General features: G+C 71.5%; 24 protein-coding genes. 15 read left to right on the top strand and 9 right to left on the bottom strand.

Translation table 11 applies throughout. From position 1 onward, the window contains the following. Positions 1 to 88 precede the first annotated feature (88 nt). The gene (locus ACGFYY_RS18975; protein WP_393710705.1) at positions 89 to 760 is read right to left on the bottom strand and encodes a TetR/AcrR family transcriptional regulator; all 672 of its coding nucleotides are present in this window, start codon (positions 758 to 760) and stop codon (positions 89 to 91) included. A gap of 130 nt (positions 761 to 890) precedes the next feature. Here ACGFYY_RS18975 and ACGFYY_RS18970 point away from each other — a divergent pair, with 130 nt between their 5' ends. The 4 genes from ACGFYY_RS18970 to ACGFYY_RS18955 are packed head-to-tail and all read left to right on the top strand — an operon-like array spanning position 891 to position 5,126. After that, complete coding sequence (locus ACGFYY_RS18970) at positions 891 to 1,700, top strand: acetoacetate decarboxylase family protein (RefSeq protein WP_393710703.1); 810 nt, start codon at positions 891 to 893, stop codon at positions 1,698 to 1,700. A 1-nt stretch (position 1,701) separates the two neighbouring features. Further along, positions 1,702 to 2,586 carry an SDR family NAD(P)-dependent oxidoreductase gene (locus ACGFYY_RS18965; protein ID WP_365265593.1) on the top strand — a complete coding sequence of 295 codons (885 nt, stop codon included), beginning with the start codon at positions 1,702 to 1,704 and terminating at the stop codon, positions 2,584 to 2,586. 12 nt (positions 2,587 to 2,598) lie between these two features. Further along, the gene (locus ACGFYY_RS18960; protein WP_393710700.1) at positions 2,599 to 3,909 is read left to right on the top strand and encodes an amidohydrolase family protein; all 1,311 of its coding nucleotides are present in this window, start codon (positions 2,599 to 2,601) and stop codon (positions 3,907 to 3,909) included. Then, entirely contained in the window at positions 3,906 to 5,126 is a 1,221-nt protein-coding gene (locus tag ACGFYY_RS18955) for an amidohydrolase family protein (RefSeq protein WP_393710698.1), read from the top strand. Before ACGFYY_RS18960 ends, ACGFYY_RS18955 begins: the two co-directional genes overlap by 4 nt. Before the next feature lie 22 nt (positions 5,127 to 5,148). Here ACGFYY_RS18955 and ACGFYY_RS18950 read toward each other — a convergent pair whose 3' ends face one another. Further along, on the bottom strand, positions 5,149 to 8,211 hold the full coding sequence (locus ACGFYY_RS18950) for an NACHT domain-containing protein (protein ID WP_393710696.1): 3,063 nt from the start codon (positions 8,209 to 8,211) through the stop codon (positions 5,149 to 5,151). Between the two features lie 115 nt (positions 8,212 to 8,326). On the opposite strand from ACGFYY_RS18950, the gene ACGFYY_RS18945 reads away from it, so the two are divergent. Genes ACGFYY_RS18945 through ACGFYY_RS18935 form a run of 3 tightly spaced genes read left to right on the top strand, consistent with a single transcriptional unit; the run spans position 8,327 to position 11,099 of the window. Next, positions 8,327 to 9,316, top strand: a complete 990-nt coding sequence (locus tag ACGFYY_RS18945; RefSeq protein WP_393710693.1) for a sterol desaturase family protein — start codon at positions 8,327 to 8,329, stop codon at positions 9,314 to 9,316. Next, positions 9,313 to 9,999, top strand: a complete 687-nt coding sequence (locus ACGFYY_RS18940) for a lysoplasmalogenase (protein WP_393710691.1) — start codon at positions 9,313 to 9,315, stop codon at positions 9,997 to 9,999. The genes ACGFYY_RS18945 and ACGFYY_RS18940 overlap by 4 nt, the downstream gene beginning before the upstream one ends. Before the next feature lie 56 nt (positions 10,000 to 10,055). Continuing rightward, the gene (locus ACGFYY_RS18935; RefSeq protein WP_393710689.1) at positions 10,056 to 11,099 is read left to right on the top strand and encodes a zinc-dependent alcohol dehydrogenase family protein; all 1,044 of its coding nucleotides are present in this window, start codon (positions 10,056 to 10,058) and stop codon (positions 11,097 to 11,099) included. 99 nt (positions 11,100 to 11,198) lie between these two features. Here ACGFYY_RS18935 and ACGFYY_RS18930 read toward each other — a convergent pair whose 3' ends face one another. Continuing rightward, positions 11,199 to 12,755 (bottom strand): S8 family serine peptidase, encoded by a 1,557-nt coding sequence (locus tag ACGFYY_RS18930; protein ID WP_393710687.1) that lies wholly within the window; start codon positions 12,753 to 12,755, stop codon positions 11,199 to 11,201. Between the two features lie 263 nt (positions 12,756 to 13,018). On the opposite strand from ACGFYY_RS18930, the gene ACGFYY_RS18925 reads away from it, so the two are divergent. The 3 genes from ACGFYY_RS18925 (at position 13,019) to moaA (ending at position 16,177) form a co-directional block, all read left to right on the top strand. Next, entirely contained in the window at positions 13,019 to 13,384 is a 366-nt protein-coding gene (locus ACGFYY_RS18925; RefSeq protein WP_393710685.1) for a DUF485 domain-containing protein, read from the top strand. Continuing rightward, entirely contained in the window at positions 13,381 to 15,009 is a 1,629-nt protein-coding gene (locus ACGFYY_RS18920; protein WP_365272443.1) for a cation acetate symporter, read from the top strand. Before ACGFYY_RS18925 ends, ACGFYY_RS18920 begins: the two co-directional genes overlap by 4 nt. Positions 15,010 to 15,187: 178 nt before the next feature. Beyond that, the gene (gene moaA / locus ACGFYY_RS18915) at positions 15,188 to 16,177 is read left to right on the top strand and encodes a GTP 3',8-cyclase MoaA (protein ID WP_393710682.1); all 990 of its coding nucleotides are present in this window, start codon (positions 15,188 to 15,190) and stop codon (positions 16,175 to 16,177) included. Between the two features lie 18 nt (positions 16,178 to 16,195). Here moaA and ACGFYY_RS18910 read toward each other — a convergent pair whose 3' ends face one another. Beyond that, positions 16,196 to 16,447: a hypothetical protein gene (locus ACGFYY_RS18910; protein WP_365272438.1), complete on the bottom strand. Its 252-nt coding sequence runs from the start codon at positions 16,445 to 16,447 to the stop codon at positions 16,196 to 16,198. A 136-nt stretch (positions 16,448 to 16,583) separates the two neighbouring features. Continuing rightward, a complete protein-coding gene (locus tag ACGFYY_RS18905) occupies positions 16,584 to 16,862 on the bottom strand; it encodes a DUF3099 domain-containing protein (protein WP_051782374.1) in 279 nt (92 codons plus the stop codon). Between the two features lie 238 nt (positions 16,863 to 17,100). Here ACGFYY_RS18905 and ACGFYY_RS18900 point away from each other — a divergent pair, with 238 nt between their 5' ends. Then, complete coding sequence (locus ACGFYY_RS18900) at positions 17,101 to 17,379, top strand: GlsB/YeaQ/YmgE family stress response membrane protein (protein ID WP_150256852.1); 279 nt, start codon at positions 17,101 to 17,103, stop codon at positions 17,377 to 17,379. A gap of 109 nt (positions 17,380 to 17,488) precedes the next feature. Here ACGFYY_RS18900 and tyrS read toward each other — a convergent pair whose 3' ends face one another. From tyrS to ACGFYY_RS18885, 3 genes are all read right to left on the bottom strand, one after another. Then, positions 17,489 to 18,757 carry a tyrosine--tRNA ligase gene (tyrS, locus tag ACGFYY_RS18895; protein WP_393710679.1) on the bottom strand — a complete coding sequence of 423 codons (1,269 nt, stop codon included), beginning with the start codon at positions 18,755 to 18,757 and terminating at the stop codon, positions 17,489 to 17,491. A 72-nt stretch (positions 18,758 to 18,829) separates the two neighbouring features. Further along, positions 18,830 to 20,230 carry a metallopeptidase TldD-related protein gene (locus tag ACGFYY_RS18890; protein ID WP_393710677.1) on the bottom strand — a complete coding sequence of 467 codons (1,401 nt, stop codon included), beginning with the start codon at positions 20,228 to 20,230 and terminating at the stop codon, positions 18,830 to 18,832. Next, positions 20,227 to 21,789, bottom strand: a complete 1,563-nt coding sequence (locus ACGFYY_RS18885) for a TldD/PmbA family protein (RefSeq protein ID WP_393710675.1) — start codon at positions 21,787 to 21,789, stop codon at positions 20,227 to 20,229. The genes ACGFYY_RS18890 and ACGFYY_RS18885 overlap by 4 nt, the downstream gene beginning before the upstream one ends. 145 nt (positions 21,790 to 21,934) lie before the next feature. Here ACGFYY_RS18885 and fabG point away from each other — a divergent pair, with 145 nt between their 5' ends. The 3 genes from fabG to ACGFYY_RS18870 all read left to right on the top strand — a co-directional run bounded on the left by fabG (position 21,935) and on the right by ACGFYY_RS18870 (position 24,135). Then, positions 21,935 to 22,654, top strand: a complete 720-nt coding sequence (gene fabG, locus ACGFYY_RS18880) for a 3-oxoacyl-[acyl-carrier-protein] reductase (protein WP_030720137.1) — start codon at positions 21,935 to 21,937, stop codon at positions 22,652 to 22,654. Between the two features lie 5 nt (positions 22,655 to 22,659). Continuing rightward, entirely contained in the window at positions 22,660 to 23,430 is a 771-nt protein-coding gene (gene fabI / locus ACGFYY_RS18875) for an enoyl-ACP reductase FabI (RefSeq protein WP_030720134.1), read from the top strand. A gap of 273 nt (positions 23,431 to 23,703) precedes the next feature. Then, the gene (locus tag ACGFYY_RS18870) at positions 23,704 to 24,135 is read left to right on the top strand and encodes a hypothetical protein (RefSeq protein ID WP_393710672.1); all 432 of its coding nucleotides are present in this window, start codon (positions 23,704 to 23,706) and stop codon (positions 24,133 to 24,135) included. Here the strand turns inward: ACGFYY_RS18870 and ACGFYY_RS18865 are convergent. Next, positions 24,116 to 24,820, bottom strand: coding sequence for a FadR/GntR family transcriptional regulator (locus ACGFYY_RS18865; protein ID WP_365272424.1), 705 nt, complete (start codon positions 24,818 to 24,820; stop codon positions 24,116 to 24,118). The two genes, ACGFYY_RS18870 and ACGFYY_RS18865, sit on opposite strands and share 20 nt — an antisense overlap. A gap of 90 nt (positions 24,821 to 24,910) precedes the next feature. Here ACGFYY_RS18865 and ACGFYY_RS18860 point away from each other — a divergent pair, with 90 nt between their 5' ends. Continuing rightward, the gene (locus tag ACGFYY_RS18860) at positions 24,911 to 26,203 is read left to right on the top strand and encodes an MFS transporter (protein ID WP_365272422.1); all 1,293 of its coding nucleotides are present in this window, start codon (positions 24,911 to 24,913) and stop codon (positions 26,201 to 26,203) included. Positions 26,204 to 26,208 lie beyond the last annotated feature (5 nt).

Below are 26,208 nucleotides of genomic sequence, written 5' to 3'. Positions count from 1 at the left end.
CGACTGACACCCGTGGCCGCGCAGGCGGTTCCCGGCCGTCAGCCCCGGGCTCCGCCCGTTCGGCGGGGGAACGTGGAGGCGAGCGGTCTCAACACCGCGGGGCGGCACCGGCGGCACCGGTCGCACCGGCGGCGCCTGCCGCGCCCGGCGCGAGCAGGGCGTGCACCAGGGCCCGTACGGACAGCAGGAACAGCCGGTCCGGATCCGCCGGGCGGGCCAGGGCGCGGGCGAGCGCCGGGTCGTGGGGGGCCGCGGCCGGATCCCAGAGCTCGCTCTCGGCCGGGGACTGGGCGGGGGAGCGTTCGCGGTTGCGCTCGACGAGCAGGTACCCGACGACCTGGAACTGGACGGCGCGCACCGCGTCCGCCGCCCGGGCGCCACGCAGCCCGGCGGCGTGCACCTCGTGGACGAGCGCCTGCTGGGCCGGCAGGAACATCCGTTCGGTGAGCCCGCGTTCGTGGACCATCGCGATCAGGTGCGGACGCCCGCGCAGTTCCCGGCGCAGGATCCGGGCCACCGCCAGGATCCGGTCGGCCGGCGTGCGGCCGGTGGGCCGGATCGCCCCCATCTCCTCCACGGTCCGCTCGACGAGGGCGTCGAGCAGCGACTCGCGGTTGCCGACGTGCCAGTAGATGGACGTCACGGCGGTGCCCAGCTCGGCGGCCAGCTTGCGCATGGTGAGCGCGGCCGGACCGTGCCGCATGACCAGGGACGCGGCGGCGTCCAGCACCTCGTCACGGGTGAGCGTGGTTCTGGCCACGGCCTTCCACCACCAATCTGTCGGATCGTCAATTCTTGTGCGTGCAAGGGTCTTTACCCTTCATCGGCAGCGGTGTAACTGTGTTACAGAACCGAACCGATTCCCCCCGAGCCGAGGGATGGTGCGAGACATGGCACGCGTACGGTACGGAGCGCGGACCGAGGCCGAGATCGCGGCGTCGCGCGAGAAGAGCTCCCGACTCCCCGACATCTGGTCCACCGGCGTGGTGGCCGTCTGGGAGAGTGATCCCGACGTGGTCGCGGCGGTCCTGCCGCCGCCGCTCAAACCGGCCGAGCGGCCCCTGGTACGGGCCAACATCAGCAAGGTCGACCTGCCCGGCTACCCCCTCGGCGCCGGCTCGGTGGCCGTCGCCGCCCAGCACGGCGGGATCGAGGGCTGGTACCCCCTGGTCATGCCGATGACCCTCGAACGCGCCCTGACCGGCGGCCGCGAGGTCTTCGGCGAGCCGAAGAAGCTGGGCGAGGTCACCGTGGAACGCGACGGCCTCGTCGTACGGGCCGCTCTCGCCCGGCACGGCATCGCCTTCGTCGAGGTGCGCGGGGCGGTGGACCGCGCACTGCCGCTGCCCGAGCCCACCCGGAAGACCGACTTCTACTTCAAGTTCCTGCCCGGCGTGGACGGCTCGGGCTTCGACGTGGACCCGGTGCTCGTGCACTGCACGCGCAACGAGAAGGTCCGCAAGCTGGAACACATCACCGGGGACGTCGTGCTGCGGGAGTCGATGTACGACCCGGTCGCCGACCTGCCCGTCCGCCGGATCGTGGAGATCACCATCGGCGAGAAGACCACGGACCAGAAGGGCCGGGTCGTCGAGCGGGTCAGCGCCCAGGCCCTGCTCCCGTACATCCACCAGCGCTACGACGACCCCCTGCAGATCCTCGACGCGCCCCCGGAGGGATCGTCAGGGGGGAGGGGCTGACATGCGACTCGAACCCGGACAGGTGGCCGTGGTCACCGGGGCCGCCAGCGGTATCGGCCTCGCCATGGCCCGTCGCTTCGCCGCCGAGGGACTGAAGGTGGTCCTGGCCGACGTCGAGGAGGGCGCCCTGCGCAAGGCCGCCGACGAACTCGCCGCGGACGGGGCCCAGGTGCTCGCCCGGGTGGTCGACGTCAGCGAACGCGACTCCGTGATCGCGCTGGCCGACGCCGCCTACGAGACCTTCGGCGCCGTGCACGTGCTCTGCAACAACGCGGGCGTCGGCTCCGGCGCCGAGGGCCGCATGTGGGAGCACGAACCCAACGACTGGAAATGGGCCTTCTCCGTCAACGTGTGGGGCGTCTTCCACGGCATCCAGGCCTTCGTCCCCCGCATGATCGCCGCCGGCGGCCCCGGCCACATCGTCAACACCTCCTCCGGCGACGGCGGCATCGCCCCGCTGCCCACCGCCTCCGTGTACGCCGTCACCAAGGCGGCCGTGGTCACCATGACCGAGTCGCTCTACGCCCACCTGAAGGCGGAGGGCGCCGCCGTCGGGGCCTCCGTCCTCTTCCCCGGACCGCACATGCTGCGCACCGGGCTGTGGGAGTCGCACCGCAACCGGCCCGAGCGGTACGCGAAGGAACGGCCGCGCAAGGCCCCGTACCGCAGCCTCGACCAGTACGAGGCGGCGATGAGGCAGGCCGGCCACGAGGTGCGCTTCACCCCGGTCGAGGAGGTCGCCGAGCACGTCGTCGACGGCATCCGCGCCGACCGCTTCTGGATGCTCCCGGCCGGCGAACACAGTGACCGGCAGATCCGTGCCCGGTCGCAGTCGATGCTCGACCGGACCAATCCCGCCTACCTGGAAAGCTTCATCCTCGACTGAGGGGCGTCTGTGGTGCGTACGAACGAAGACCGGCCCGAAGACCGGACCGAAGACCCGTACCTGATCATCTCCTCCGACTGCCACGCGGGACTGCCCACCGAGCGGTACCGGCCCTACCTGGACTCCCGCTTCCATCCCCAGTTCGACGCGTTCCTCGGCGAACGCGACGCCCGCCGGGCGGAGGCCACCCGGCTCGGCGTCCGCAACGAGGCCTTCGCCGAGAAGTGGTTCCACGATCACGAGGAAGGCCTCAAGGGCGGCTGGGACACCGGGCAGCGGCTCAAGGAACTCGACGGCGACGGCGTGGCCGCCGAGGTCGTCTTCCCCGACGCGGACGCCGTCGACAGTCAGACCGCCGCCCCCTTCGGCGTCGGCCTCGGCCTCTCCGGCGACCAGGACCCCGAGCTCGGCATGGCGGGCGCGCAGGCGCACAACCGCTGGCTCGCCGAGTTCGTCGGGCAGCATCCGGAACGCCACTGCGGAGTCGCGCTGCTGCCCATCACCGGCGAGCCGAAGAAGGTCGTGGCGGAGATCCACCGGGCCAAGGAGTCCGGGCTGGGCGCGCTGATGATCCCCGCGATGTGGGTGGACAAGGCGCCCTACCACGACCGCCGCTACGACCCCGTCTGGGCGGCGGCCGCCGAGACGCGGATGCCGATCGTCACCCACTCCGGTTCCTCGCCGCGCCACGAGTACGGCGACCACCTGGGCATCTTCGTCTCCGAGGTCACCTGGTGGCCGGCCCGCCCCCTGTGGTTCCTGCTCTGGTCCGGTGTCTTCGAGCGCCACCCCGGCCTCAGGTTCGGCGTCGCCGAGTCGGGCTGCTGGTGGCTGCCGAACCAGCTGTGGTTCATGGACCGGCTCTACCTCGGCGCGCACGGCGGCAAGAAGCTCTCGCCGTTCGAGGAGCTGAAGCGGCCGCCCAGCGAGTACCTGGACCGCCAGGTCTTCATCTGCGCGACGAACACCAAGCGGCGCGAGCTCGCCCAGCGCTACGAGATCGGCGTCGACAACATCCTGTGGGGCTCGGACTTCCCGCACCCCGAAGGCACCTGGCCGAACACCCGGGCCTGGCTGAAGAACACCTTCCACGACATCCCGGTCGCGGAGACCCGCCGGATGCTGGGGCTCGCGGCGGCCGAGGTCTTCGGCTTCGACACCGCGAAGCTGGCCCCGATCGCAAGCCGGATCGGCCCCACCCCGGCGGAGCTGGGCCAGTCCCCGGACCAGGCGGCGGTGGAGGCCTCCTGGGCCCGCTCCCGCGAGGTGGGCCGCCACTGGCTCACCGACAACGACTTCCCGGTCCTGGGGGTATCGACATGACGGAGGACCGGTACACGGTCATCTCGGCGGACTGCCACGCCGGCGCCGACCTGCTGGACTACAAGCCGTACCTGGCCGAGCGCCACCACGAGGAATTCGACGCCTGGGCCGCCACCTACGTGAACCCGTACGAGGACCTCCTCGCGGACACCGCCGACCGCAACTGGAACTCGGCGCGCCGCCTCGCCGAACTCGAGGCGGACGGCATCGTCGCGGAGGTCCTCTTCCCGAACACCATCCCGCCGTTCTTCCCCAAGGCCTCGCTGATGGCCCAACCCCCGACGAGGGCCGAGTACGAGCTGCGCTGGGCCGGGCTGCAGGCCCACAACCGCTGGCTCGCGGACTTCTGCGCGGACGCGCCGGGCCGGCGGGCGGGGGTCGCGCAGATCCTGCTCAACGACGTGGACGCGGCCGTCGGGGAGATCCGCCGCACGAAGGCGGCGGGCCTGACGGGCGGCATCCTGCTGCCCGGCGTGCCGCCCGGCTCCACGGTCCCCGAGTTGTACTCGGCCGCCTACGACCCCATCTGGGCGGTGTGCGACGAGCTGGACGTCCCGGTCAACCACCACGGCGGCTCCGCCTCACCGCCGCTCGGCGACGAACCGGCGGCCCGGGCCGTCTTCATGGTGGAGATGACCTGGTTCTCGCACCGCGCCCTGTGGCACCTCGTCTTCGGCGGGGCCTTCCGCCGGCACCCGGGCCTCAAGCTGGTCCTGACGGAGCAGGGCTCCGGCTGGATCCCCGGCGTGCTGGACATGTTGGACTACTACCACGGCCGCCTGGTCGGGGCATCGGCCACGGCCGAGTCCAAGTTCGGGGCGGGCCTGGCGGAGTCGATGGGCCGGGGCCCGAGCGAGGTCTGGCGGGACAACTGCTTCGTGGGAGCGAGCTTCATGCGCCCCCACGAGGTCCCGCTGCGGGAGCGGATCGGCCTCGACAAGATCATGTGGGGCAGTGACTACCCCCACGACGAGGGCACCACCCCCTTCTCCCGCGAAGGCCTCCGCATCGCCTACGCGGGCCTCCCGCGCGAGGAGGTCGCCGCGATGGTCGGAGGCAACGCGGCCCGCGTGTACGGCTTCGACCTGGCCCTGCTGGACGCGGTCGCGGCCAAGCACGGCCCGCTGGTCACGGACATCGCGGAACCCCTGACGGAGATCCCGCCCGAGGCCACGAGCCCGGCCTTCGCCAAGGGCGGCTCGGTCCGGGTCTGGTAGCTCCGCCTCCTCGCCGGGCGGCTCAGCCCCGACGGAACCTGAGCCGCTCGGGCGGGAAGCGCTCCGCGCCGGTGACGGTCGCCCCGCCGAACACGGTGATCACGAGTTGGTCCAGGCCGGCCAGCGGGGTGAGGTCGTGGCTCCCTTCGCAGTGGTTCAGCAGGAGGAACCGGAGGCGCGGGAGAGACCGAAGCGGTGCGAGGTCGCGGACGGAGCACTGGTTCAGTGTCAGGGAGACCAACCGCTCGTGCCGGAGCAATCGGGCGAGGTCCGGCGCTGCATCGATGACGGACAGGCTCGTGAGGGCCGGCGCGGTCGACGTGGCGAGCTCGGCGAACCGTTCGTTGCCGGTGACCGCCAGGGTCTCCAGTTCGGGGAGGCGGTCCAGGCCCGCCAGTGACAGGCCGGCCGCTCCCTGGAGCAGGTGAAGCCCGCGCAGTCCGTCGGGGAGCGGAAGGTCGCCGATCCGGTCCGCGGTGGGCCGGTAGCCCAGGCGCAGGCTTTCCAGCGGGAGCCCCCGCACCGGATCCAGGGGAAGGCCCGTCGGCAGCCCGACCAGAGTCAATCCACGCAGTGACAGCCCGGACAACGGCGCGAGGTTACGGACGTTCGGGCACACGGAGAGGCCCAGGAAGGTGAGACGGTCCAGCGGCTCCAGAAGGGACAGGTCGGCCAACCCCTCGTTGCGGAACACGAAGAGGTGTTCGAGGTCCGGGCGTTGTGCGACCAGAGCCGGCAGGCCGGGCGCCCAGTGCAGATTGATCCGCTTCAGATGGGTGAGCCGCCCGACCTGAGCTACCTGCTCCTCTCTGCTCACCAGCAGGTTCACCCCGGGCAGGGGCGCCGTCGACAGCACCGCCTCCGCGTACTCGTCGACGGGGAAGTGGGCCCAGACGTCCGACAGCGCGTAGGCCACGTTCAACCGGGTGTCCTCGCGGAAGCGGGCGACGACCTCCAGCGCGCGTGGTCCGCCGATCCATCCGGCCGTACGGACGACGGCTTCCGCTTCGTCCTCGTCGAGTTCGCCGTCCGGGGGCAGGAGTTCCAGGACGAGTTCGCCGACCTTGGCCAGTTCCTCCGCCTGCCGGCGGGACCGGGGCGGCAGCAGTCGCGCCGTGCGCTCCTGCACATCGGCATGTGCGGCCGGGTCGAGCTCGGGAGCCTGTTCCAGGCAGGCCGCCGCCAACAGCACGAGGCGGTCGTGCGCGGACTTGACCTTGTCGGCCCGGCGGAGCAGACCCCGTAGCAGGCGGGCGCGTTCGTCCGGGCGGGCGTGGCCCACCGCCATGCGGACCACGTCGTCCCAGGAGTCGTCCTGCGCGTTCCTCACCAGCACCCCGAAGTCCCGCGACTCCACCGCCGCCTTGGCGCCCAGGTAGTCCTGGAAGGTGCGGTGGACGAAGACCACCGCACCCGGGGTCGGCTCCAGGAGCAGGCCGCTGCGGATCAGCAGGTGGGTGAAGACCTGCTCCGCGCTGCCCTGCGCCCGCACCTGCGGCATCGCGTCCAGCCACTCGTCCACCATCTCGACGGCCTCGCTCCGGCCCGCCTCCCACTGCCCGTTGCGGATCAGCCAGTACGCGAGCCGCTGGAGCAGCGCGATCTGCTCCTCCCGGGTGAGGTGGACGCCCTCGACCCCGCAGATCTCCCGTTCCGTGTCCCGCCGGACCAACAGCATGTCCAGCGCCGCGTCGTACAGTTCCTTGCGGGCCCGGGGGAGCTGCATCCGGCGGTCCTGGTTCAGCGCGCACAGCAGCGCGCACATCAGCGGGTTCGTGGCCAGCCGGGCCAGATCCCGCCGGGAGGAGACCGCTTCCAGCAGCGCGGCCTCGTACGCGTCCACATCCTGCCCGTCCGCCCGGGCCGCCGCGTGCCAGTGCCCCACGAAGGCACGGATGTCCCGCTGGTCCATCGGCAGCATCGTGTGCGTGGCGAATCCGAGGCCCCCGAGCCAGTCCTCCGGGACCGCCGACGGGCGGGTGGTCACCACGTAGCGCGCCTTCGGAAAGGCGGAGATCAGTGAGCGCAGCCAGCTCTCAGTGCGGGTGCGCAGCCGCTGCGGGACTTCGTCCACCCCGTCCACCAGGACCAGCGCCCGGCCGCTCAGCATGAGGTCCTCCACCCAGCCCGGAGGGGCGGACAGCGGTACGCCGCCCGCGCGCGGGAAGTCCTCCGGAAGCGGTAGGTCGCCCGACGCGGTGAAGGAGCGCAGCCGCAGTACGAACGGGACGCCGGTGCTCCACGGGCCGTCGGTCCGCCGGGCGGCGTTCAGGGCCAGCCACTGCATCAGGGTGGATTTCCCGGAGCCCGCCGGGCCGCGCAGCAGGATGCGGTCGGCCGAGGCGAGGGCCTGCTCGGCCCGGAGCTGGGTCCGGCGCGCGGTCGGGGCGTCCGGCATCAGCTGCTCCTCACCGCTGACCGCGAGGCTGATGTACGCCACGTCCAGGGGCCATTCCTGGCGGGAGCGGCTGAGGGTCAGCCCGAAGAGCTGGAGCCGGCCGTGGGTGCGCGCGATGTACTCCGCGTACCGGGCCTCGAAGGCGTACGCCGCCCCCGACCCGGCGTGGTCGAGCCGGTCCACCGCTCGCGCGAGCTCGCCCGTCCGCCGGACCAGTTCCACCCCCGCCCGGGCCCCGAAGCCCGGCAGGGTCGTCACGTACTCCACCGCGTGCGCGCAGCACAGCCGGACCAGCCGTCCGTACAGGGCTTCCGCGGCCCCGCTCAGGCCCGCCGGGGGTGGGGGGAGGGTGGCCGCCAGGGCCGTCGGGTCGAGGTCCGCCGTGAAGAGGGCCTCCGCGTCCAGCGGGCCGAGTGCCGCGAAGGCGTCGCCGACCGCGTCCAGCGCGGCCAGGCGCTCGTGTTCCGGCAGCGTCGCGCACGCCGGGCCGAGCCGGGCCGCCAGGGCTTCGGTCAGGCGCCGCATCTCGCCGTCGCCCAGTTCCGTCGGGGGCTTGCGTCCGCGCGGGGCCGGCCGTGCCGGGTCGGCCACCAGGCCCGCCCCCGGGACCCGCGCGAGGAGGGACTTCACCAGTGTCCCCGCCGCCGTTCCCGCCACCCGTAAGAGAACCGTCTCGATGCCCGTCATTCCGTGCCCTCCCCTTGGCCCGGACATCATCTCGCGAACCGCTGGTAACACCGATGGATACCGATCGGTAACAACCCCTAGCGGCACCCCCGAGGGCGCCTCTATGGTGCGGGACATGCCGAACCTGCCCGATGTCGTGCTGTGGTCCATACCTGCCTTCGTGCTGCTCACCGTCATCGAGGTGGTGAGTTACCGGCTCCATCCGGACGAGGATGCCGCCGGCTACGACACCAAGGACGCCGCCACGAGCATCACCATGGGGCTCGGCAGCATCGGGTTCGACCTGCTCTGGAAGATCCCGGTCGTCGCCGTCTTCACCGCGGTCTACGAACTCACCCCGCTGCGCGTGCCGTTCCTGTGGTGGACCGCCCTGCTGATGCTGCTCGCGCAGGACTTCCTCTACTACTGGCAGCACCGCCTCCACCACGTGATCCGCATCCTGTGGGCCTGCCACGTGGTGCACCACAGCAGCGAGCGGTTCAACCTCACCACCGCCCTGCGCCAGCCGTGGACCAGCGCCACCACCTGGTGGTTCTACCTGCCGATGGTGGCTCTCGGCGTACACCCGGCGGCGATCCCGTTCTGCTACGGACTCAACCTCCTCTACCAGTTCTGGGTCCACACCGAGCGCATCGGAAAGCTGCCGCGGCCCTACGAGTACGTCTTCAACACCCCCTCCCACCACCGCGTCCACCACGCCTCGCAGGGCGGCTACCTGGACCGCAACTTCGGCGGCATCCTGATCCTCTGGGACCGGATGTTCGGCTCCTGGGTGGGGGAGACGGACAAGCCCGTCTACGGGCTGACCAAGAACATCGGCACCCACAACCCGCTGCGCGTGGCCACCCACGAGTACGCCGCCATCGCCCGCGACGTGCGCGCCGCCGGGAGCTGGGGCCAGCGGGCCGGACACGTCTTCCGCGGCCCCGGCTGGCAGCCCGCCCCCGCCCCCGCCCCGGCCCCGGCCCCGGCCCCGGCCCCGGAGCCCGCCCCTGCCCCGGCGACCGGCACCGCAGCCGCAGCCGCAGCCGCAGCCGCAGCCGCGGCCGCGGCCCCGGCCCCGGCCCCCGACGTCGCCCCGGCCGTACAGGAGACCACCGCGTGAGCACCGCCGAGTCCCCGGGCCGACCCGCTCCCGCCTGGGCGGTGGACCGGGTCCCGGCCGGCCGGTCGCGCCTCGGGCGGATCGCCCTCGTGGCCTTCGCCGTGGCCGCCGCCGTCGACCTGATCTCGCTGCTGGCCGGCTGGCACCTCGGGCACGTCGTCGCCAAGCCGCTGCTGATGCCGCTGCTCGTGACCCACATGGCCACCCGTGGCGCGCCCCGCCTGCTGCTCGCCGCCCTGCTGTTCGGCTGGGGCGGGGACCTGGCCCTGCTCTTCGACGCCGAGGTCGCCTTCCTCGTAGGCATGGGCTCCTTCGCCGTCGGGCACGTCTGCTACCTCGTCCTCTTCGGCAAGCGGCCCGCGAACCCGCTGCTCGGCGGCGGGTACCTGCTCGCCCTCCTCGGGACCGTCGCCCTGCTGTGGTCCGACCTGCCGGCCGACCTGCGGATCCCCGTGGCCGGCTACAGCCTGCTGCTCACCGCCATGGCGTTCCGCTCCAGCGCGCTCGGCCTGCGGGCCGGCATCGGCGGCGCGCTGTTCCTGCTCTCCGACACCCTCATCGCCACCGGTGTCGCCGAATGGCCCCAGCTGCCCCACCCGGACTTCTGGATCATGGCCACCTATCTGGCCGCCCAGTACCTTCTGGCCACTGGCGCGATCACGCGGGAAGCAGGCGTACGGTAGGACGGTTCCACAGTCGTACAAGACTGAACGATCCCGATCCGGAGGACTGCACCACCATGCGCGCCACCGTCATCCACGCCCCGCACGACATACGCGTGGAGGAGGTGCCCGACGCTGCGATCCAGCGCCCCGAGGACGCCGTCGTCCGCGTCCTGCGTGCCTGTATCTGCGGCAGCGACCTGTGGGCCTACCGCGGCGAGGCCGCCCGGCAGCCCGGCCAGCGCATCGGCCACGAGTTCCTGGGCATCGTCGAGGAGACCGGCTCCGCCGTGTCCGACCTGCGTGCCGGCGACCTCGTCGTCGCGCCCTTCATGTGGTCCGACGGCACCTGCGAGTACTGCGTCGAGGGCCTCTTCACCTCCTGCGAGCACGGCGGCTTCTGGGGCTCGGTCGGCCACGACGGAGGCCAGGGCGAGGCCGTCCGCGTCCCGCACGCCGACGGCACCCTGGTGAAGCTGCCCGCCGAGGCCGTCTCCGACGACCACCTGCTGACCGGGCTGCTCGCGCTGTCCGACGTCATGGGCACCGGCCACCACGCGGCGCTGGGCGCCGGCGTCCGCGAGGGCTCCACGGTCGCCGTCGTCGGCGACGGCGCGGTCGGCCTGTGCGGCGTCCTCGCCGCCAAGCGCCTGGGCGCCGAGCGGATCATCGCACTGGGCCGCCACACCGTACGTACGGACATCGCCAAGCTCTTCGGAGCCACCGATGTCGTCGCCGAGCGCGGCGAGGCCGCCGAGGCGGCCGTGCGCGAGCTCCTCGGCGGCCGGGGCGCGCACGCCGTCATCGAGGCGGTCGGCACCGAGCAGTCGATGCGCACCGCCGTGAACATCACCCGCGACGGTGGGGCCATCGGCTACGTCGGCGTCCCGCACGGCAGCGGCACCGGCCTCGACCTCGGCGTCATGTTCGACCGCAACATCACCCTGCGCGGTGGCGTGGCCCCGGTCCGCGCCTACATCCCGGAACTGCTGAAGGACGTGCTCAGCGGCGCGATCGACCCGGCGCCCGTCTTCGACCGGGCCGTGTCCCTGGACGAGGTCCCGGACGGCTACCGGGCGATGGACGACCGCAGCGCGCTCAAGGTCATGATCAAGCCCTGACAGGCCGCACGAAGGGGACGGGCCGGGCGGGAGATCATCCCGCCCGGCCCGTCCCCTTTCTCCTGAGCCCGTGCCGTGCGCGTGCCCGTGCGACCGGTCCTACTTCACGGCCTTGAGCGCGTCGATCACTCCGTAGCCGTAGTAGCCCGTCTGCCCCCACTTGCTCGCGCAGGTGGTGGCGTCGATCAGGGTGCCCGCGGCGTCGTATATCTGCGTCGGACAGGCCGCCTTCGTGGCCTGGGCCTTCAGCATCGCCTGGAGCTGCGAGGGCGTGGCCGACGGGTGGGCGCTCTTGAGGAGCGCCGCGACGCCCGCGACGTGCGGGGCGGCCATCGAGGTGCCCTGCTTGTAGCCGTAGCCCCCGCCCGGGACGGTGGACAGCACGCGCCCGTTGGCGTCCGGGGTGTCCGGGACCTGCCACTTGTCGCCGCCGGGGGCGGCGACGTCCACGACCCCGAGGCCGTAGCTGGAGTAGTACGAGCGCAGACCCTTGTCACCGGTCGCCGAGACGGTGACCACACCCGGCAGCTGCGTGGGCAGGTCCAGGCAGACCTTCGGGTCGATGGTGCGCGGCACCGGGGTGGCGTCGTCCGGGCTGCTGTCGTCGACGAGGGAGTCGGCCGCCAGGTCCTGGTCGGAGTTGCCGGCCGAGGCGACGTGGAGCGTGCCCTTGCGCTCGGCGTACTTGGTGGCCCGGCCGATGGCCTCCACCAGCGCCTTCTGGTCGTCGTCGGACTTGCAGTTGAAGAGCCACGGGTCGACGTAGTAGCTGTTGTTGGTCACCTCGATCCCCTTCTCGGCGGCGAACATGAAGCCGCAGACGACCGCCTCGGTGTAGAAGAGGCTGGTCCCGGGCTCGCTCACCTTGATCGCGGCTATCTTCACGCCCGGCGCGACACCGCTGACGCCGATGCCGTTGCGCGCGGCTCCGATCGTGCCCGCCACGTGCGTGCCGTGGTCGCTGCCGTCGGCGTACGGGCGCCAGGCGCCCTCGGCGGTGTCGGCGACACCACCCACGCAGTTGGCCGACTGGCTCTTGGAGAAGTTCGGGGCGAGATCGGGGTGGGTGTCGTCGACACCCGTGTCGATGATGCCCACGGTGACGTTCGGGCTGCCATCGTTGATCTTGTGAGCCTTGTCGGCCTTGATCGTCCGCAGGTCCCACTGGTTGGGCTCCAGCGGCTCCTGACCCTCCTGCGCCGCTGCCGCCGCCTTGGCGGCGTCCGCCGTGCTCAGCTGCTGGGTCGCGCCCTCCTCGGTGGTCCGTGCCGCCGTCATCGGGGCCGTCCGGGTGGCACCGACCGACACGAACAGGCCGCGCTGGGCGCGCAGCTGCTTGGCGAAGTCCGGGTTCTGGGAGTGTGCGACCACGACCCCGATCTGCTCATAGGCCGTCACCACCGTTCCGCCGGCCCGCTCGACGGCCTTCTTCGCCGCCTTCATCGTGGCGTACGCGTTCAGGTTGGCCACGTACGACAGCTTGGGGCCGGAGGTGTCGGCCTTCGAGGCCGGCGCCGTGTCGGCCGCGCCGCCCAGCGGGACGGCCGAGGCCGAGACCGCGGGCAGGAAGGCGAGCGAGGCGGTGAGCGCCAGGCCGACCGGTACGGCGAGAGCACGGCTGCGCCTCTTGGGCGCGCGCGACCCCAGCTGATCCATGGGTTCTCCAGATCATCTCGGAACGGGAAAAAGCCGTCCGGACGCGGTCGCGTCGGACGGGTTCATGACAAGTGAACCTAGCGTCGCCGTTCGCCCCTGCGCCATCAGTTCGAGAAATCAGTTCCCCAAGAATCACGGGGTGTTGAACCGTCCCGACGCGCCGTCCGTGCCGTTGACAGGGGGGATCGGCACCACCGTCCCCCCACACGGAGGTTGTTTTGTCCGTCGTCCCCACCGCACCCGCGTCACAAGGAGAGCCCCCCGTGACCACCGAAGCAGCGCCGCCGCCCGGCAGCGCGGGAACGCCACCGGCGGCCCCCACGGCCGATGACTACACGAGCGTCCAGCAGAGCGCGGAATTCGGCGAACTGCGCAGCTCCTACCGCTCCTTCGCCTTCCCGCTCACCGTGGCCTTCATCGCCTGGTACCTGCTCTACGTCCTGCTGTCCAACTACGCGGGCGGCTTCATGGGGACCAAGCTCTTCGGCAACATCAACGTCGCCCTCGTGCTCGGCCTCGCCCAGTTCGCGACGACCTTCCTGATCGCCTGGTTCTACGCGCGGTACGCGGCCGCGAAGCTCGACCCCAAGGCCGAGGTCATCAAGGCGCGAATGGAGGCCGGCGAATGAGCGGCACGCACCACCTGACGACGGTCGCCGCGGGCGCCTCCGAGCACCGCCCGCTGATCATCACCCTGTTCGGGCTGTTCGTCGTCGCCACCCTGATCATCACCGTCTGGGCCGGCCGCCAGACCAAGGGCGCCGCCGACTTCTACGCGGGCGGCCGCCAGTTCACCGGCTTCCAGAACGGCCTCGCCATCTCCGGCGACTACATGTCCGCCGCGTCCTTCCTGGGCATCGCCGGAGCCATCGCCCTCTTCGGCTACGACGGCTTCCTCTACTCCATCGGCTTCCTCGTCGCCTGGCTGGTCGCCCTGCTGCTCGTCGCCGAGCCGCTGCGCAACTCCGGCCGCTACACGATGGGCGACGTCCTGGCGTACCGGATGCGCCAGCGGCCCGTCCGTACCGCCGCCGGCACCTCCACCATCGTGGTCTCGATCTTCTACCTGCTCGCCCAGATGGCCGGCGCCGGCGTGCTCGTCTCGCTGCTCCTGGGCATCACCAGCGACGGCGGCAAGGTGGCCGTGGTCGCCCTGGTCGGCGTACTGATGATCGTCTACGTGACCATCGGCGGTATGAAGGGCACCACCTGGGTCCAGATGATCAAGGCGGTGCTGCTGATCGCGGGCGCCCTGCTGATCACCCTGCTCGTGCTGGTGAAGTTCAACTTCAACATCTCGGACCTGCTGGGCAAGGCCGCCGAGAACAGCGGACAGGGGGCGAAGTTCCTCGAACCCGGCCTCAAGTACGGCAAGGACTCGACCTCCAAGCTGGACTTCATCTCGCTCGGCCTCGCCCTCGTCCTCGGCACCGCGGGCCTGCCGCACATCCTGATCCGCTTCTACACGGTGCCCACCGCGCAGGCCGCCCGTAAGTCCGTCCTGTGGGCCATCGGCATCATCGGCGGCTTCTACCTGATGACGATCGCCCTCGGCTTCGGCGCCGCGGCGCTGCTGGAGCGGGCCGACATCATCGCCTCCAACAAGGCCGGCAACACCGCCGCCCCGCTGCTCGCCCAGGCCGTCGGCGGCGGTCCCGACTCCACAGGCGGCGCCATCCTGCTCGCCGTGATCTCCGCCGTCGCCTTCGCCACCATCCTGGCCGTCGTCGCCGGCCTCACCCTCGCCTCCTCCTCGTCCTTCGCGCACGACCTGTACGTGAACGTGATCCGCAAGGGCAAGGCCACCGAGAAGGAGGAGATGCGGGCGGCCCGCTGGTCCACCGTCGTCATCGGAGCCGTGGCCATCGGCCTGGGCGCGCTGGCCCGCGACCTGAACGTGGCCGGCCTGGTCGCGCTCGCCTTCGCGGTCGCCGCCTCCGCGAACCTGCCGACCATCCTCTACAGCCTCTTCTGGAAGCGCTTCACCACTCAGGGCGCGCTCTGGTCCATCTACGGCGGGCTGATCTCGGCCGTCGGTCTGGTGCTGTTCTCCCCGGTCGTGTCCGGGAAGCCCACCTCGATGTTCAAGGACGCCGACTTCTTCTGGTTCCCGCTGGAGAACCCGGGGATCATCTCGATCCCCCTCGGCTTCCTCCTGGGATGGCTGGGAACCGTGCTCACCAAGGAGAAGGCCGACCCCCAGAAGTTCGCCGAGCTGGAGGTCCGTTCCCTCACCGGAACAGGGGCGCACTGACATCGTCCGAACACCCAGCGTGGCCGCGTGGTAGGTCCCTACGACGCGGCCACGTCACATCCCGTTCATTCGGGCACCTCTCGATGACACAGGCGTCACGTAGTCTCGAAATAGAACGCGTGAAGTAGATCCAAAATCCGCGCGTACCTCTACTTCCGGACAGGGGAGGGGGCCCACAGTGCTTCTCGACACCTATGGCCGCGTGGCCACTGACCTGCGCGTCTCACTGACCGACCGGTGCAATCTGCGCTGCACCTACTGCATGCCCGAAGAAGGTCTGCAGTGGCTCGGCAAGTCGGACCTGCTCAGTGATGACGAGATCGTCCGGCTGATCCACATCGCGGTCACGCGGCTGGGGATCACCGAGGTCCGCTTCACCGGCGGCGAGCCGCTGCTGCGGCCCGGCCTGGTCGGGATCGTCGAGCGGTGCGCGGCCCTGGAACCCCGCCCGAAGATGTCGCTCACCACCAACGGCATCGGTCTCAAGCGCACCGCGCAGGCCCTGAAGGCCGCCGGCCTGGACCGGGTGAACGTGTCCCTGGACACCCTGCGGCCCGAGGTCTTCAAGACCCTCACCCGACGCGACCGGCACAAGGACGTCGTCGAGGGCATGGCCGCCGCCCGCGAGGCCGGCCTCACCCCCGTCAAGGTCAACGCCGTGCTCATGCCCGGCCTCAACGACGACGAGGCCCCCGACCTGCTGGCCTGGGCCGTGGAGAACGAGTACGAGCTCCGCTTCATCGAGCAGATGCCGCTCGACGCCCAGCACGGCTGGAAGCGCGACGGCATGATCACCGCCGGGGACATCCTGGAGTCCCTGCGCACCCGCTTCACGCTCACCGAGGAAGGCGCCGCCGAACGTGGCTCCGCCCCGGCCGAGCGCTGGGTGGTCGACGGCGGCCCGGCCACCGTCGGAGTCATCGCCTCGGTCACCCGCCCCTTCTGCGGAGCCTGCGACCGTACCCGGCTCACGGCCGACGGCCAGGTGCGTACGTGCCTGTTCGCGACCGAGGAGTCGGACCTGCGCGCGGCCCTGCGCTCGGGCGCCCCGGACGAGGAGATCGCCCGGCTGTGGAAGGTCGCGATGTGGGGCAAGAAGGCGGGCGCCGGTCTCGACGACCCGTCCTTCGTGCAGCCCGAGCGCCCGATGTCCGCGATCGGCGGCTGACCCGGGACGCGGGCGGGGTCAGCGGGGGCGTTCCGAGCCCTCCGGCTGCACCCACTCGTCCAGCTTCACGACGTCCTTGAGGAAACCGCGGACCCCCAGGAACTGGGAGAGGTGTTCGCGGTGCTCCTCGCATGCCAGCCAGGTCTTGCGTCGCTCCGGCGTGTGCAGCGTCGGGTTGTTCCACGCCAGGACCCACACGGCCGCGGCGCGGCAGCCCTTGGCGGAGCAGGTGGGATTCTCGTCGAGGCCGGAGGCGTTGGAGGAAGTCACGGCCCCACATTAGAACGGAATGGCGACGCCGAGCAGCCACGGGGGGAGCTGCCCGGCGTCGGTCCGTCGCTCCGACGGGGGATGCGGAGCGCGTGAGCAGTATGTCACGCAGGACCCGGTGGAGTGCACCGGAACTTCATGATTGATCTGAGCTTTTATTGAGGTTTCCGGCGTCCAGCGCCGGTCGCACGGGAGCCGGAATGAAGTGCGAGGGCAGCGAGGGGGTCGACTCGCGTCCGGCGTTGGCGATGACCACGGCGATGTAGGGGAGCAGGGCGCCGGCCACGAGCGTCACGACGGCCACCGGGCGCTGCACGTTCCACAACAGCACGGTCGCGATGACCGAGAGGGTCCTGATGCCCATCGAGATCACGTAACGGCGCTGGCGGCCCCGCACGTCCTCGTCGAGCCCCATCCGTGCGCCGGTGATCCGGAAGACCTCGGCCCCGTTCCGCTTCTGCCGCTTCGTCCGCTCCACGCTCCACCACCCGATCGCCGGCCGGGCACTCCCGGCCCGGACCCTCTCACGGTACGCCTGCCCCCCGACGTCGGGGAGAGGGGGACCCCCTGACGGCGCCGTCCGAAATGCGCAGTACGCCGGACGGGTCGAAACTGGCCCCACGTGCGCACAACGCGCCAGGAGGAGGCTCGACATGTCTTGGTTGTGGGCGATCATCGTCGGTTTCGTGCTGGGGCTGATAGCCAAAGCCATCCTGCCGGGCAAACAGCACCAGCCCCTCTGGCTGACCACGCTGATGGGCATCATCGGCAGCGTCCTCGGCAATGCCGTCGCGGGCTGGATCGGGGTCGCCGACACCCGGGGCATCGACTGGACCCGGCACCTGCTGCAGCTCGCCGGAGCGGTCCTGTTCGTCTTCCTCGGCGAGATGGCCTACAAGGCGATGCGCGGCGGCAGCCGCCAGATGACCTGAGCGGGTCCGCGGGATCCGCGGCACACGACGGAGGGGCCGGCCCGGACCGTGAAGTCCGAACCGGCCCCTCCGCCGGGTGCCGTACGGGTCCGTCGCGCCCTACGACGCGTCAGGCGCCGGTGACCTCCACCGCGGCCAGGTTCTTCTTGCCCCGGCGCAGCACCAGCCAGCGCCCGTGCAGCAGGTCCTCCTTGGAGGGGACCGCGTCCTCGGCGGTGACCTTCGCGTTGTTCACGTAGGCGCCCCCCTCCTTCACGGTCCGCCGGCCGGCCGACTTGCTCGCGACCAGGCCGGTCTCGGCGAGCAGGTCCACCACCAGGCCGAGCTCCGACACCTGGGCGTGCGGCAGCTCGGACAGGGCCGCGGCCAGCGTGGCCTCGTCCAGCTCCGCCAGGTCGCCCTGGCCGAACAGCGCCTTCGACGCGGCGATCACGGCGGCGCACTGGTCGGCGCCGTGCACGAGCGCCGTCAGCTCTTCGGCCAGCGCCCGCTGGGCGGCGCGCGCCTGCGGCCGCTCGGCGGTCTGCGCCTCCAGTGCCTCCAGCTCCTCACGGGACTTGAAGGACAGGATCCGCATGTAGGTGGAGATGTCCCGATCGTCCACATTCAGCCAGAACTGGTAGAACGCGTACGGCGTGGTCATCTCCGGGTCGAGCCACACGGCGCCGCTCTCGGACTTGCCGAACTTGGTGCCGTCCGCCTTGACCATCAGCGGCGTCGCCAGCGCGTGCACGACCGCCCCCGGCTCGACCCGGTGGATCAGGTCGAGTCCGGCCGTCAGGTTGCCCCACTGGTCGGAGCCGCCCTGCTGGAGCACGCAGCCGTAGCGCCGGTACAGCTCCAGGAAGTCCATCCCCTGGAGCAGCTGGTAGCTGAACTCGGTGTAGCTGATGCCCTGGTCGGAGTCGAGCCGCTTGGCGACCGAGTCCTTCGTCAGCATCTTGTTGACGCGGAAGTGCTTGCCGATGTCCCGCAGGAACTCGATGGCGGACATGCCCGCCGTCCAGTCCAGGTTGTTCACCATCAGCGCCGCGTTCTCGCCCTCGAAGGACAGGAACGGCTCGATCTGGGTGCGCAGCCGGGTCACCCAGTTCGCGACGGTCTCCGGGTCGTTCAGGGTCCGCTCGGCCGTCGGTCGCGGGTCGCCGATCTGCCCCGTGGCCCCGCCGACCAGCGCCAGCGGCCGGTTACCGGCCTGCTGGAGCCGGCGCACGGTGAGCACCTGGACCAGGTGCCCCACGTGCAGCGAGGCCGCGGTCGGGTCGAAGCCGCAATAGAAGGTGACCGGACCGTCCGCGAAGGCCTTGCGCAGCGCTTCTTCGTCGGTGGACTGGGCGAAGAGCCCGCGCCACTTCAGTTCGTCGACGATGTCAGTCACGGTCGTGACTCTCCTTGAGAGATGGAGTGAGTAGGGATGTGGATGAGGGGTCTACCCGCACATTCTAGGTGGTCAGACGCCCTTGCTCACCGAACTCATGTTGAAATCCGGGATACGCAGCGCCGGCATCGCGGCGCGCGTGAACCAGTCGCTCCACTCGCGCGGCAGGGTCTTCTCGGTCCGGCCCGCCTCCGAGGCCCGCGACAGCAGGTCCACGGGGGACTCGTTGAACCGGAAGTTGTTGACCTCGCCGACGACCTGCCCGTTCTCCACCAGGTAGACGCCGTCCCGGGTCAGGCCCGTCAGCAGCAGCGTCGCGGGGTCCACCTCGCGGATGTACCAGAGGCAGGTCAGCAGCAGGCCCCGCTCGGTGGCCGCGACCATCTCGTCCAGGGACTTCTCGCCGCCCGCGTCCAGGATCAGGTTCCCGAAGCCGGGGGAGAGCTGCATCCCGGTCAGGCCCGCCGTGTGCCGGGTCGTGCTCAGCCGGTTCAGGTGGCCGTCCGCGATCCACTCGGTCGCCGGGACCGGCAGACCGTTGTCGAACACCGAGGCGTCGTCACCGGAGCTGTGCGCGATCACGAACGGCGCGGACTCCAGGCCCGGCGCGTTCGGGTCGCTGCGCAGCGAGAGCGGCAGCCCGGACAGCTTCTCGCCGAGCCGCGTGCCACCACCGGGCTTGGAGAAGACCGTACGGCCCTCCACCGCGTCCCGGGCCGCCGCCGACCACATCTGGTAGATCAGCAGGTCCGCCACGGCGGTCGGCGGCAGCAGGGTCTCGTACCGGCCCGCGGGCAGGTCGATCTTCCGCTCCGCCCAGCCCAGGCGCACGGCCAGCTCCGCGTCCAGCGCGGTGGGGTCCACGTCCTTGAAGTCCCGGGTGGAGCGGCCGGCCCAGGCGGAGCGCTGCCGGTCCGGGGACTTCGCGTTGAGCTCAAGGGTGCCGTTCGGCTGGTCGTGGCGCAGCCGCAGGCCCGTCGAGGTGCCGACGTAGGTGGAGACCAGCTCGTGGTGGGCGAAGCCGTACAGCTCCCGGCCGCCCTCGCGGGCCCGGGCGAAGGCCTCGCCGAGGGCCGGGGCGAAGTCCGTGAAGACGGCCGAGCTCGTCTCGGCCGGGGCGTCGGTGAAGTCCGGCGAGGCCGGGGTCCCGGTGACCAGCCGCTGGGCGTCCTCGGCCGGACCCGCCCCGCGGGCGGCCGCCTCGGCGGCCCGGACCAGCGGCTCCAGGTCGTCCGCGGTCACGGCGGAGCGCGAGACGACCCCCGAGGCCGTGCCCTCCTTGCCGTCCACCGTGGCGATGACCGTCAGGGTCCGGGAGCGGGTCACGCCGTTCGTCGTCAGGGCGTTGCCCGCCCAGCGCAGATTGGCGCTCGACCCCTCGTCGGCGATGACCACGCAGCCGTCGGCGGTGGACAGCTCCAGGGCCCGCTCGACGATCTCGTGGGGCTTGGTGATGCGGTTCGACGAGCTCATCGCCCGGCCTCCTGCGTGGTGTTCAGGATGTTCACGTCGCGGAACAGCGCGGACGGGCAGCCGTGCGAGACCGCCGCCACCTGGCCCGGCTGGGCCTTGCCGCAGTTGAAGGCGCCGCCCAGGACGTAGGTCTGCGGACCGCCGACCTTCTCCATCGAGCCCCAGAAATCGGTGGTGGTGGCCTGGTACGCCACGTCCCGCAGCTGCCCGGCCAACCTGCCGTTCTCGATCCGGAAGAACCGCTGCCCGGTGAACTGGAAGTTGTAGCGCTGCATGTCGATCGACCAGGAGCGGTCGCCGACCACGTAGATCCCGCGCTCCACCCCGCCGATCAGGTCCTCGGTCGAGAGGCCGCCGGGATCGGGCTGGAGGGACACGTTGGCCATCCGCTGGACGGGCACGTGCCCGGGGGAGTCGGCGAAGGCGCAGCCGTTGGAGCGCCCGAGGTCGGTCAGCTTCGCGATCCGCCGGTCCAGCTGGTAGCCGACCAGCGTGCCGTCCTTGACCAGGTCCCAGCTCTGCGCCTGGACGCCCTCGTCGTCGAAGCCGACGGTGGCCAGTCCGTGCTCGGCGGTGCGGTCACCGGTCACGTTCATGATCGGGGAGCCGTACTTGAGTTTGCCCAGCTGGTCGAAGGTGGCGAAGGAGGTCCCCGCGTACGCCGCCTCGTAGCCCAGCGCCCGGTCCAGCTCGGTGGCGTGGCCGATGGACTCGTGGATGGTGAGCCACAGGTTGGACGGGTCCACCACCAGGTCATAGCGGCCGGCCTCGACGCTCGGCGCCCGCATCTTCTCGGCGAGCAGGCCGGGGATCTGCTCCAGCTCGGAGTTCCAGTCCCAGCCGGTGCCGGTCAGGTACTCCCAGCCGCGGCCGGCCGGCGGGGCGATGGTGCGCATCGAGTCGAACTCGCCGGTGGCGCCGTTCACGGCGACCGCGGTGAGTTGTGGGTGGATCCGGACCCGCTGCTGCGTGGTCGAGGTGCCCGCGGTGTCGGCGTAGAACTTGTTCTCGTGCACGGCGAGCAGCGAGGCGTCCACGTGGGCCACCCCGTCGGCCGCCAGCAGGCGCGAGCTCCAGTCGGCGAGCAGCGCCGCCTTCTCCGCGTCCGGCACCTCGAAGGGGTTCACGTCGTACGCGGAGATCCAGGTCCGGTCGGCGTGCACCGGCTCGTCGGCGAGCTCCACGCGCTCGTCCGAACCCGCGGCCTTGATCACCTGGGCGGACAGCTTCGCCATGGCCACGGCCTGCGAGGCCACCTTGGCGGCGGCGTCCATGGTCAGGTCCACACCGGAGGCGAATCCCCAGCTGCCCCCGTGCACGACCCGGACCGCGTACCCGAGATCGGTGGTGTCGGAACCACCGGCGGGCTTGGCGTCCCGCAGGCGCCAGGAGGCGCTACGGATCCGCTCCAGCCGGAAGTCGGCATGCTCGGCGCCCAGCGCGCGGGCCCGGGCGAGCGCCGCGTCGGCGAGCGCCCGCAGGGGCAGCGCGGTGAAGGCCGCGTCGATGGAATGGGGCACGGAAGTCCTCCCGTGGTCGGAGCCGGTCGCCCCGATCATGTCGCGATCAGGGCCCTTGTGCCTACATCTTTCTGTAGGGATTCGACAGAGCCGGTCGCAAGGCCCTGTCGGGGGTCGATTCTCCGTACGAGCGATGCGACCTATAGGTTTTTGGTATTCAGACCGCTAGCGAAAGGGTGATCCGTTGAGCCGCTCGGTTCTCGTCACCGGAGGAAACCGGGGCATCGGCCTCGCCATCGCCCAAGCCTTCGCGGAGGCCGGCGACAAGGTCGCGATCACGTACCGGTCGGGTGAGCCGCCGCAGGCCCTCACCTCCCTCGGTGTCCTGGCGGTGCGGTGCGACATCACCGACTCCGAGCAGGTGGAGCAGGCCTACAAGCAGATCGAGGACGCGCACGGCGCGGTCGAGGTGCTCGTGGCCAACGCCGGCATCACCAAGGACACGCTGCTGATGCGCATGTCCGAGGAGGACTTCACGTCCGTCCTCGACACCAACCTCACCGGCACGTTCCGTGTGGTCAAGCGCGCGAACCGGGGCATGCTCCGGGCCAAGAAGGGCCGCGTCGTCCTGATCTCCTCCGTCGTCGGGCTCCTGGGCTCGGCCGGTCAGGCCAACTACGCCGCCTCCAAGGCCGCGCTGGTGGGCTTCGCCCGCTCCCTCGCCCGCGAGCTGGGTTCCCGCAACATCACCTTCAACGTCGTCGCCCCCGGTTTCGTGGACACCGACATGACGAAGGTGCTCACCGACGAGCAGCGCGCGGGCATCGTGGGCCAGGTGCCGCTCGGCCGTTACGCGCAGCCCGAGGAGATCGCGGCAGCCGTCCGCTTTCTGGCGTCGGACGACGCCGCGTACATCACCGGAGCCGTCATTCCCGTTGACGGCGGATTGGGCATGGGTCACTGATCACCATGAGCGGAATTCTCGAGGGCAAGCGCATCCTCATCACGGGTGTGCTGATGGAGTCCTCCATCGCCTTCCACACGGCCCGGCTGGCCCAGGAGCAGGGTGCCGAGGTCATCCTCACCGCGTGGCCGCGTCCGTCGCTGACCGAGCGCATCGCGAAGAAGCTGCCGAAGCCGGTCAAGGTGATCGAGCTCGACGTCACCAACGACGAGCACCTGGCCCGCCTGGAGGGCCTCGTCCGTGACGAGCTCGGCGGCCTCGACGGCGTCGTCCACTCCATCGGCTTCGCGCCGCAGGACGCCCTCGGCGGCAACTTCCTGAACACGCCGTTCGAGTCGGTGGCCACCGCCATGCACGTCTCGGCGTTCTCGCTGAAGTCGCTGGCCATGGCCTGCAAGCCGCTGTTCCCGGCGGAGGGCGCGGCCATCGTCGGCCTCACCTTCGACGCGCAGTTCGCCTGGCCGCAGTACGACTGGATGGGCCCGGCCAAGGCGGCCCTGGAGGCCACCAGCCGCTACCTCGCCCGCGACCTGGGCAAGGAGAACATCCGCTGCAACCTGGTCTCGGCCGGTCCGATCGGCTCGATGGCCGCGAAGTCCATCCCGGGCTTCGGCGAGCTGGCGGAGGTCTGGAACACCCGCTCCATGCTGGACTGGGACATGAGCGACCCGGAGCCGACGGGCAAGGGCGTCGTGGCCCTGCTGTCCGACTGGTTCCCGAAGACCACCGGCGAGATCGTCCACGTGGACGGCGGCCTGCACGCGATGGGTGCCTGATCCCCGATCGGTCTCCCGCGTCGTACGGCGGCGGGGGGGGGGGGCCCCCCCGCGGGGGGGGGCGCCCCCCGCCGCCGCCGGGGGGGGGGGGGGGGCGCCCCCCCCCCCCCCCCGCGCCCCCCCCCCCCCCCCCGCCGTTCTCGCGCTCGGTGGGGGGTGTGCTCGATCGCATGTTCACCGGCCGACCGGATCTTCCCGAGTCGAAAACCGGGACAGATGCCTGCAAACTGACCAGGCCGGGATCTTCTCGGCTCCTGTGGGGAGGAGGTAGGAGTGCGCGCGAGACCGAGCCGAGCCGTATCCGTGCTGGTCACGTCCGTGATCCTGACCGGTCTCATGGTCCCCGGCGCCGCCTCGCAGCCCCTGGGGGAGGAGTCCGCACCCGGCCCCGAGGCGGTGGCCCCCGCCGTCGTGGACCTCGCCGACATCCCCGCGGAACCCCCCGCGCAGCCCGCACGGCCCGCAGGGGGTGAACTCTTCGGCGCCGATTGCGACACCGTCATCCAGGGCTCCCAGGTGTCGGCGTACTGCCACAACGCCTACCCGGAGCCCGACCTCGTACGGCTGCACGTCGAGTGCGACCGCTGGTGGGACGTGGACGGCGACGGCGTCGCCGTGGCCATCGGTCCGGCCGGCCGGACCGAACTCGTCGGCCGCTGCTGGAAAGAGGTCCGCTCGGCGTGGGTCAGCCACCGGCGCCCGTGAGCGGGGCGTCCTCCGCGTTCCCGCCGAGGCAGGCGAAGGGGTAGCCCGCGGCCTCCGAGGCCGCCGCGTCCCCGTCGCCCCGCCGGATCGCCTCGATCAGCCGCGCGTGGTCCAGATGGGCGGACGGGCGCAGCTCGGTACCCACGTCCGCCCGTAGCCAGTCGGCCACCAGGTCGCCGAGGTCCGCGTACAGCTCGATCAGCACGTCGTTGTGCGAGGCGGTCACCACCGCCATGTGCAGACTCACGTCCGCCGCCACGAACACCTCCGCCTCCCCGCCGGCCCAGGCCTCCTCGCGGCGCGCCAGCAGGGCGTCCAGCTGGACGAGGTCCCGCTCGGTGCGCCGCTCCGCCGCCAGCCGGGCCGCCGAGGACTCCAGGGTCGACCGCAGCTCGGCGATGTGCCGCGGCTCGGCCCCGGCGAAGCGACGGTGCATCACGCCGGCCAGCTCGCTGGTGGCGATGACGTAGGTGCCCGAGCCCTGCCGGATGTCGAGGAGCCCGTTGTGCGCCAGCGCCCGAACGGCCTCGCGCACCGTGTTGCGGGCGACCCCGAGCAGCTCGACGAGCTCCGGCTCGGTCGGGATGCGGGCGCCGACCGGCCACTCGCCGGAGGTGATCTGGTTCCGCAGCTGGGCGATCACCTGATCGACGAGTGCGGAGCGCCGGGGCGAGGACAGCGGCATGGGTTCCTCTCAAGAGCGACGTCACGAAGGGCCGGCGAGCGGCTACCGGCGACTGGACAACCAATCATCCCATGATTCTATGATGGTTGAATGCCCGACGAAGAAACCCAGACGCTCGACCGGTCCGCCGGGGCCGCCGCGACCCGCGCCCCGGCCGCCGGCCCGCACGCAACGGCGCAGCCGACCTGGCTCGGCCCGGTGCTCGTCGTCGGCATCGTGCTGGCCGCCCTCAACCTGCGGCCCGCCATCACCAGCCTCGGCGCCCTCTTCGAGGAGACCCGTACGGGCCTCGGCATGAGCGGCACCGTCGCCGGACTGATCACCTCCGTCCCCGCCCTCTGCTTCGCCGTCTTCGGCGTCACCGCACCCCGGCTCTCCCGCCGCTTCGGCCCGGCCGCCGTCGTCTGCGCCGGCATGGTCGCGGTCGCCACCGGCCTGCTGATCCGGCCCTTCGCGACCGGCGCCGTCGGCTTCCTCGCCGCCAGCGCCCTGTCGCTGGCCGGCATAGCCCTCACCAACGTGCTGCTCCCGGTGATCGTCAAGCGCTACTTCCCGGACCGGGTCGGCACCATGATCGGCCTGTACTCCATGTTCCTGGCCGTCGGCACCTCCCTCGCCGCCGCCGCGACCGTCCCGCTGACCGACGCCCTCGGCGGCAGCTGGCGCTCCGGCCTGCTGGTCTGGGCCGTGCTCGCGCTGCTCGCCGTACTGCCCTGGCTGCCCGTCGCCCGCGCCTCCCGGCGCGTCGACCGGGCCGCGGCCACCACCGGCCCCGTCACCCCGGTGACCGGCCCGCGGGTCGTCCGCAGTCGCACCGCCTGGGCCCTGGCCTGCTACTTCGGACTCCAGGCCACCGGGGCCTACATCACCATGGGCTGGCTCCCGCAGATCTTCCGCGACGCCGGTGTCTCCGCCTCCACCGCCGGAGTGCTCCTCGCCGTCACCATGGTCATGGGCGTCCCGCTGGCCTTCGTCATCCCCGACCTCGCCACCCGGATGAGGAACCAGGGCGCCATGGCCGTCACCCTCGGCGTCTTCGGCCTCATCGGCTACGTCGGGCTCTACTTCGCCCCCGCCGCCGGTGCCTGGGCCTGGGCGCTGCTGCTCGGCATCTCCAACTGCGCCTTCCCCCTCGTCATCACCCTCATCGGGCTGCGCGCCAAGTCCCCGGCCGGCGTGGTCAAGCTCTCCGCCTTCGCCCAGAGCACCGGCTACCTCATCTCCATCCCCGGCCCCCTCCTCGTCGGCGCGCTCTACCAGCACAGCGGCGGCTGGGACCTGCCGCTCGCCCTGATGGCCGGACTGCTCCTGCCGCAGATCGTCCTGGGCGTCCTCGCCGGCCGGGACCGCACGATCGAGGACGAATGCGGCATGGGAGACTGACCGAC

This window comes from Streptomyces sp. NPDC048331, from assembly GCF_043201215.1.
Taxonomy (GTDB): Bacteria; Actinomycetota; Actinomycetes; order Streptomycetales; family Streptomycetaceae; genus Streptomyces.
The sequence above is the reverse complement of the archived record's forward strand: the minus strand, read 5'-3'. Positions and strand labels throughout refer to the sequence as shown.

What these genes read in the sequence shown, in the direction of transcription:
- ACGFYY_RS18970 (WP_393710703.1), top strand. Translation starts at nt 891, where the DNA reads ATGGCACGCGTACGGTACGGAGCGCGGACCGAGGCCGAGATCGCGGCG.
- ACGFYY_RS18965 (WP_365265593.1), top strand. Translation starts at nt 1,702, where the DNA reads ATGCGACTCGAACCCGGACAGGTGGCCGTGGTCACCGGGGCCGCCAGC.
- ACGFYY_RS18955 (WP_393710698.1), top strand. Translation starts at nt 3,906, where the DNA reads ATGACGGAGGACCGGTACACGGTCATCTCGGCGGACTGCCACGCCGGC.
- ACGFYY_RS18950 (WP_393710696.1), bottom strand. Translation starts at nt 8,211, where the DNA reads ATGACGGGCATCGAGACGGTTCTCTTACGGGTGGCGGGAACGGCGGCG.
- ACGFYY_RS18945 (WP_393710693.1), top strand. Translation starts at nt 8,327, where the DNA reads ATGCCGAACCTGCCCGATGTCGTGCTGTGGTCCATACCTGCCTTCGTG.
- ACGFYY_RS18935 (WP_393710689.1), top strand. Translation starts at nt 10,056, where the DNA reads ATGCGCGCCACCGTCATCCACGCCCCGCACGACATACGCGTGGAGGAG.
- ACGFYY_RS18930 (WP_393710687.1), bottom strand. Translation starts at nt 12,755, where the DNA reads ATGGATCAGCTGGGGTCGCGCGCGCCCAAGAGGCGCAGCCGTGCTCTC.
- ACGFYY_RS18920 (WP_365272443.1), top strand. Translation starts at nt 13,381, where the DNA reads ATGAGCGGCACGCACCACCTGACGACGGTCGCCGCGGGCGCCTCCGAG.
- ACGFYY_RS18905 (WP_051782374.1), bottom strand. Translation starts at nt 16,862, where the DNA reads ATGGGGCTCGACGAGGACGTGCGGGGCCGCCAGCGCCGTTACGTGATC.
- ACGFYY_RS18900 (WP_150256852.1), top strand. Translation starts at nt 17,101, where the DNA reads ATGTCTTGGTTGTGGGCGATCATCGTCGGTTTCGTGCTGGGGCTGATA.
- ACGFYY_RS18890 (WP_393710677.1), bottom strand. Translation starts at nt 20,230, where the DNA reads ATGAGCTCGTCGAACCGCATCACCAAGCCCCACGAGATCGTCGAGCGG.
- ACGFYY_RS18885 (WP_393710675.1), bottom strand. Translation starts at nt 21,789, where the DNA reads ATGATCGGGGCGACCGGCTCCGACCACGGGAGGACTTCCGTGCCCCAT.
- fabI (WP_030720134.1), top strand. Translation starts at nt 22,660, where the DNA reads ATGAGCGGAATTCTCGAGGGCAAGCGCATCCTCATCACGGGTGTGCTG.
- ACGFYY_RS18865 (WP_365272424.1), bottom strand. Translation starts at nt 24,820, where the DNA reads ATGCCGCTGTCCTCGCCCCGGCGCTCCGCACTCGTCGATCAGGTGATC.
- ACGFYY_RS18860 (WP_365272422.1), top strand. Translation starts at nt 24,911, where the DNA reads ATGCCCGACGAAGAAACCCAGACGCTCGACCGGTCCGCCGGGGCCGCC.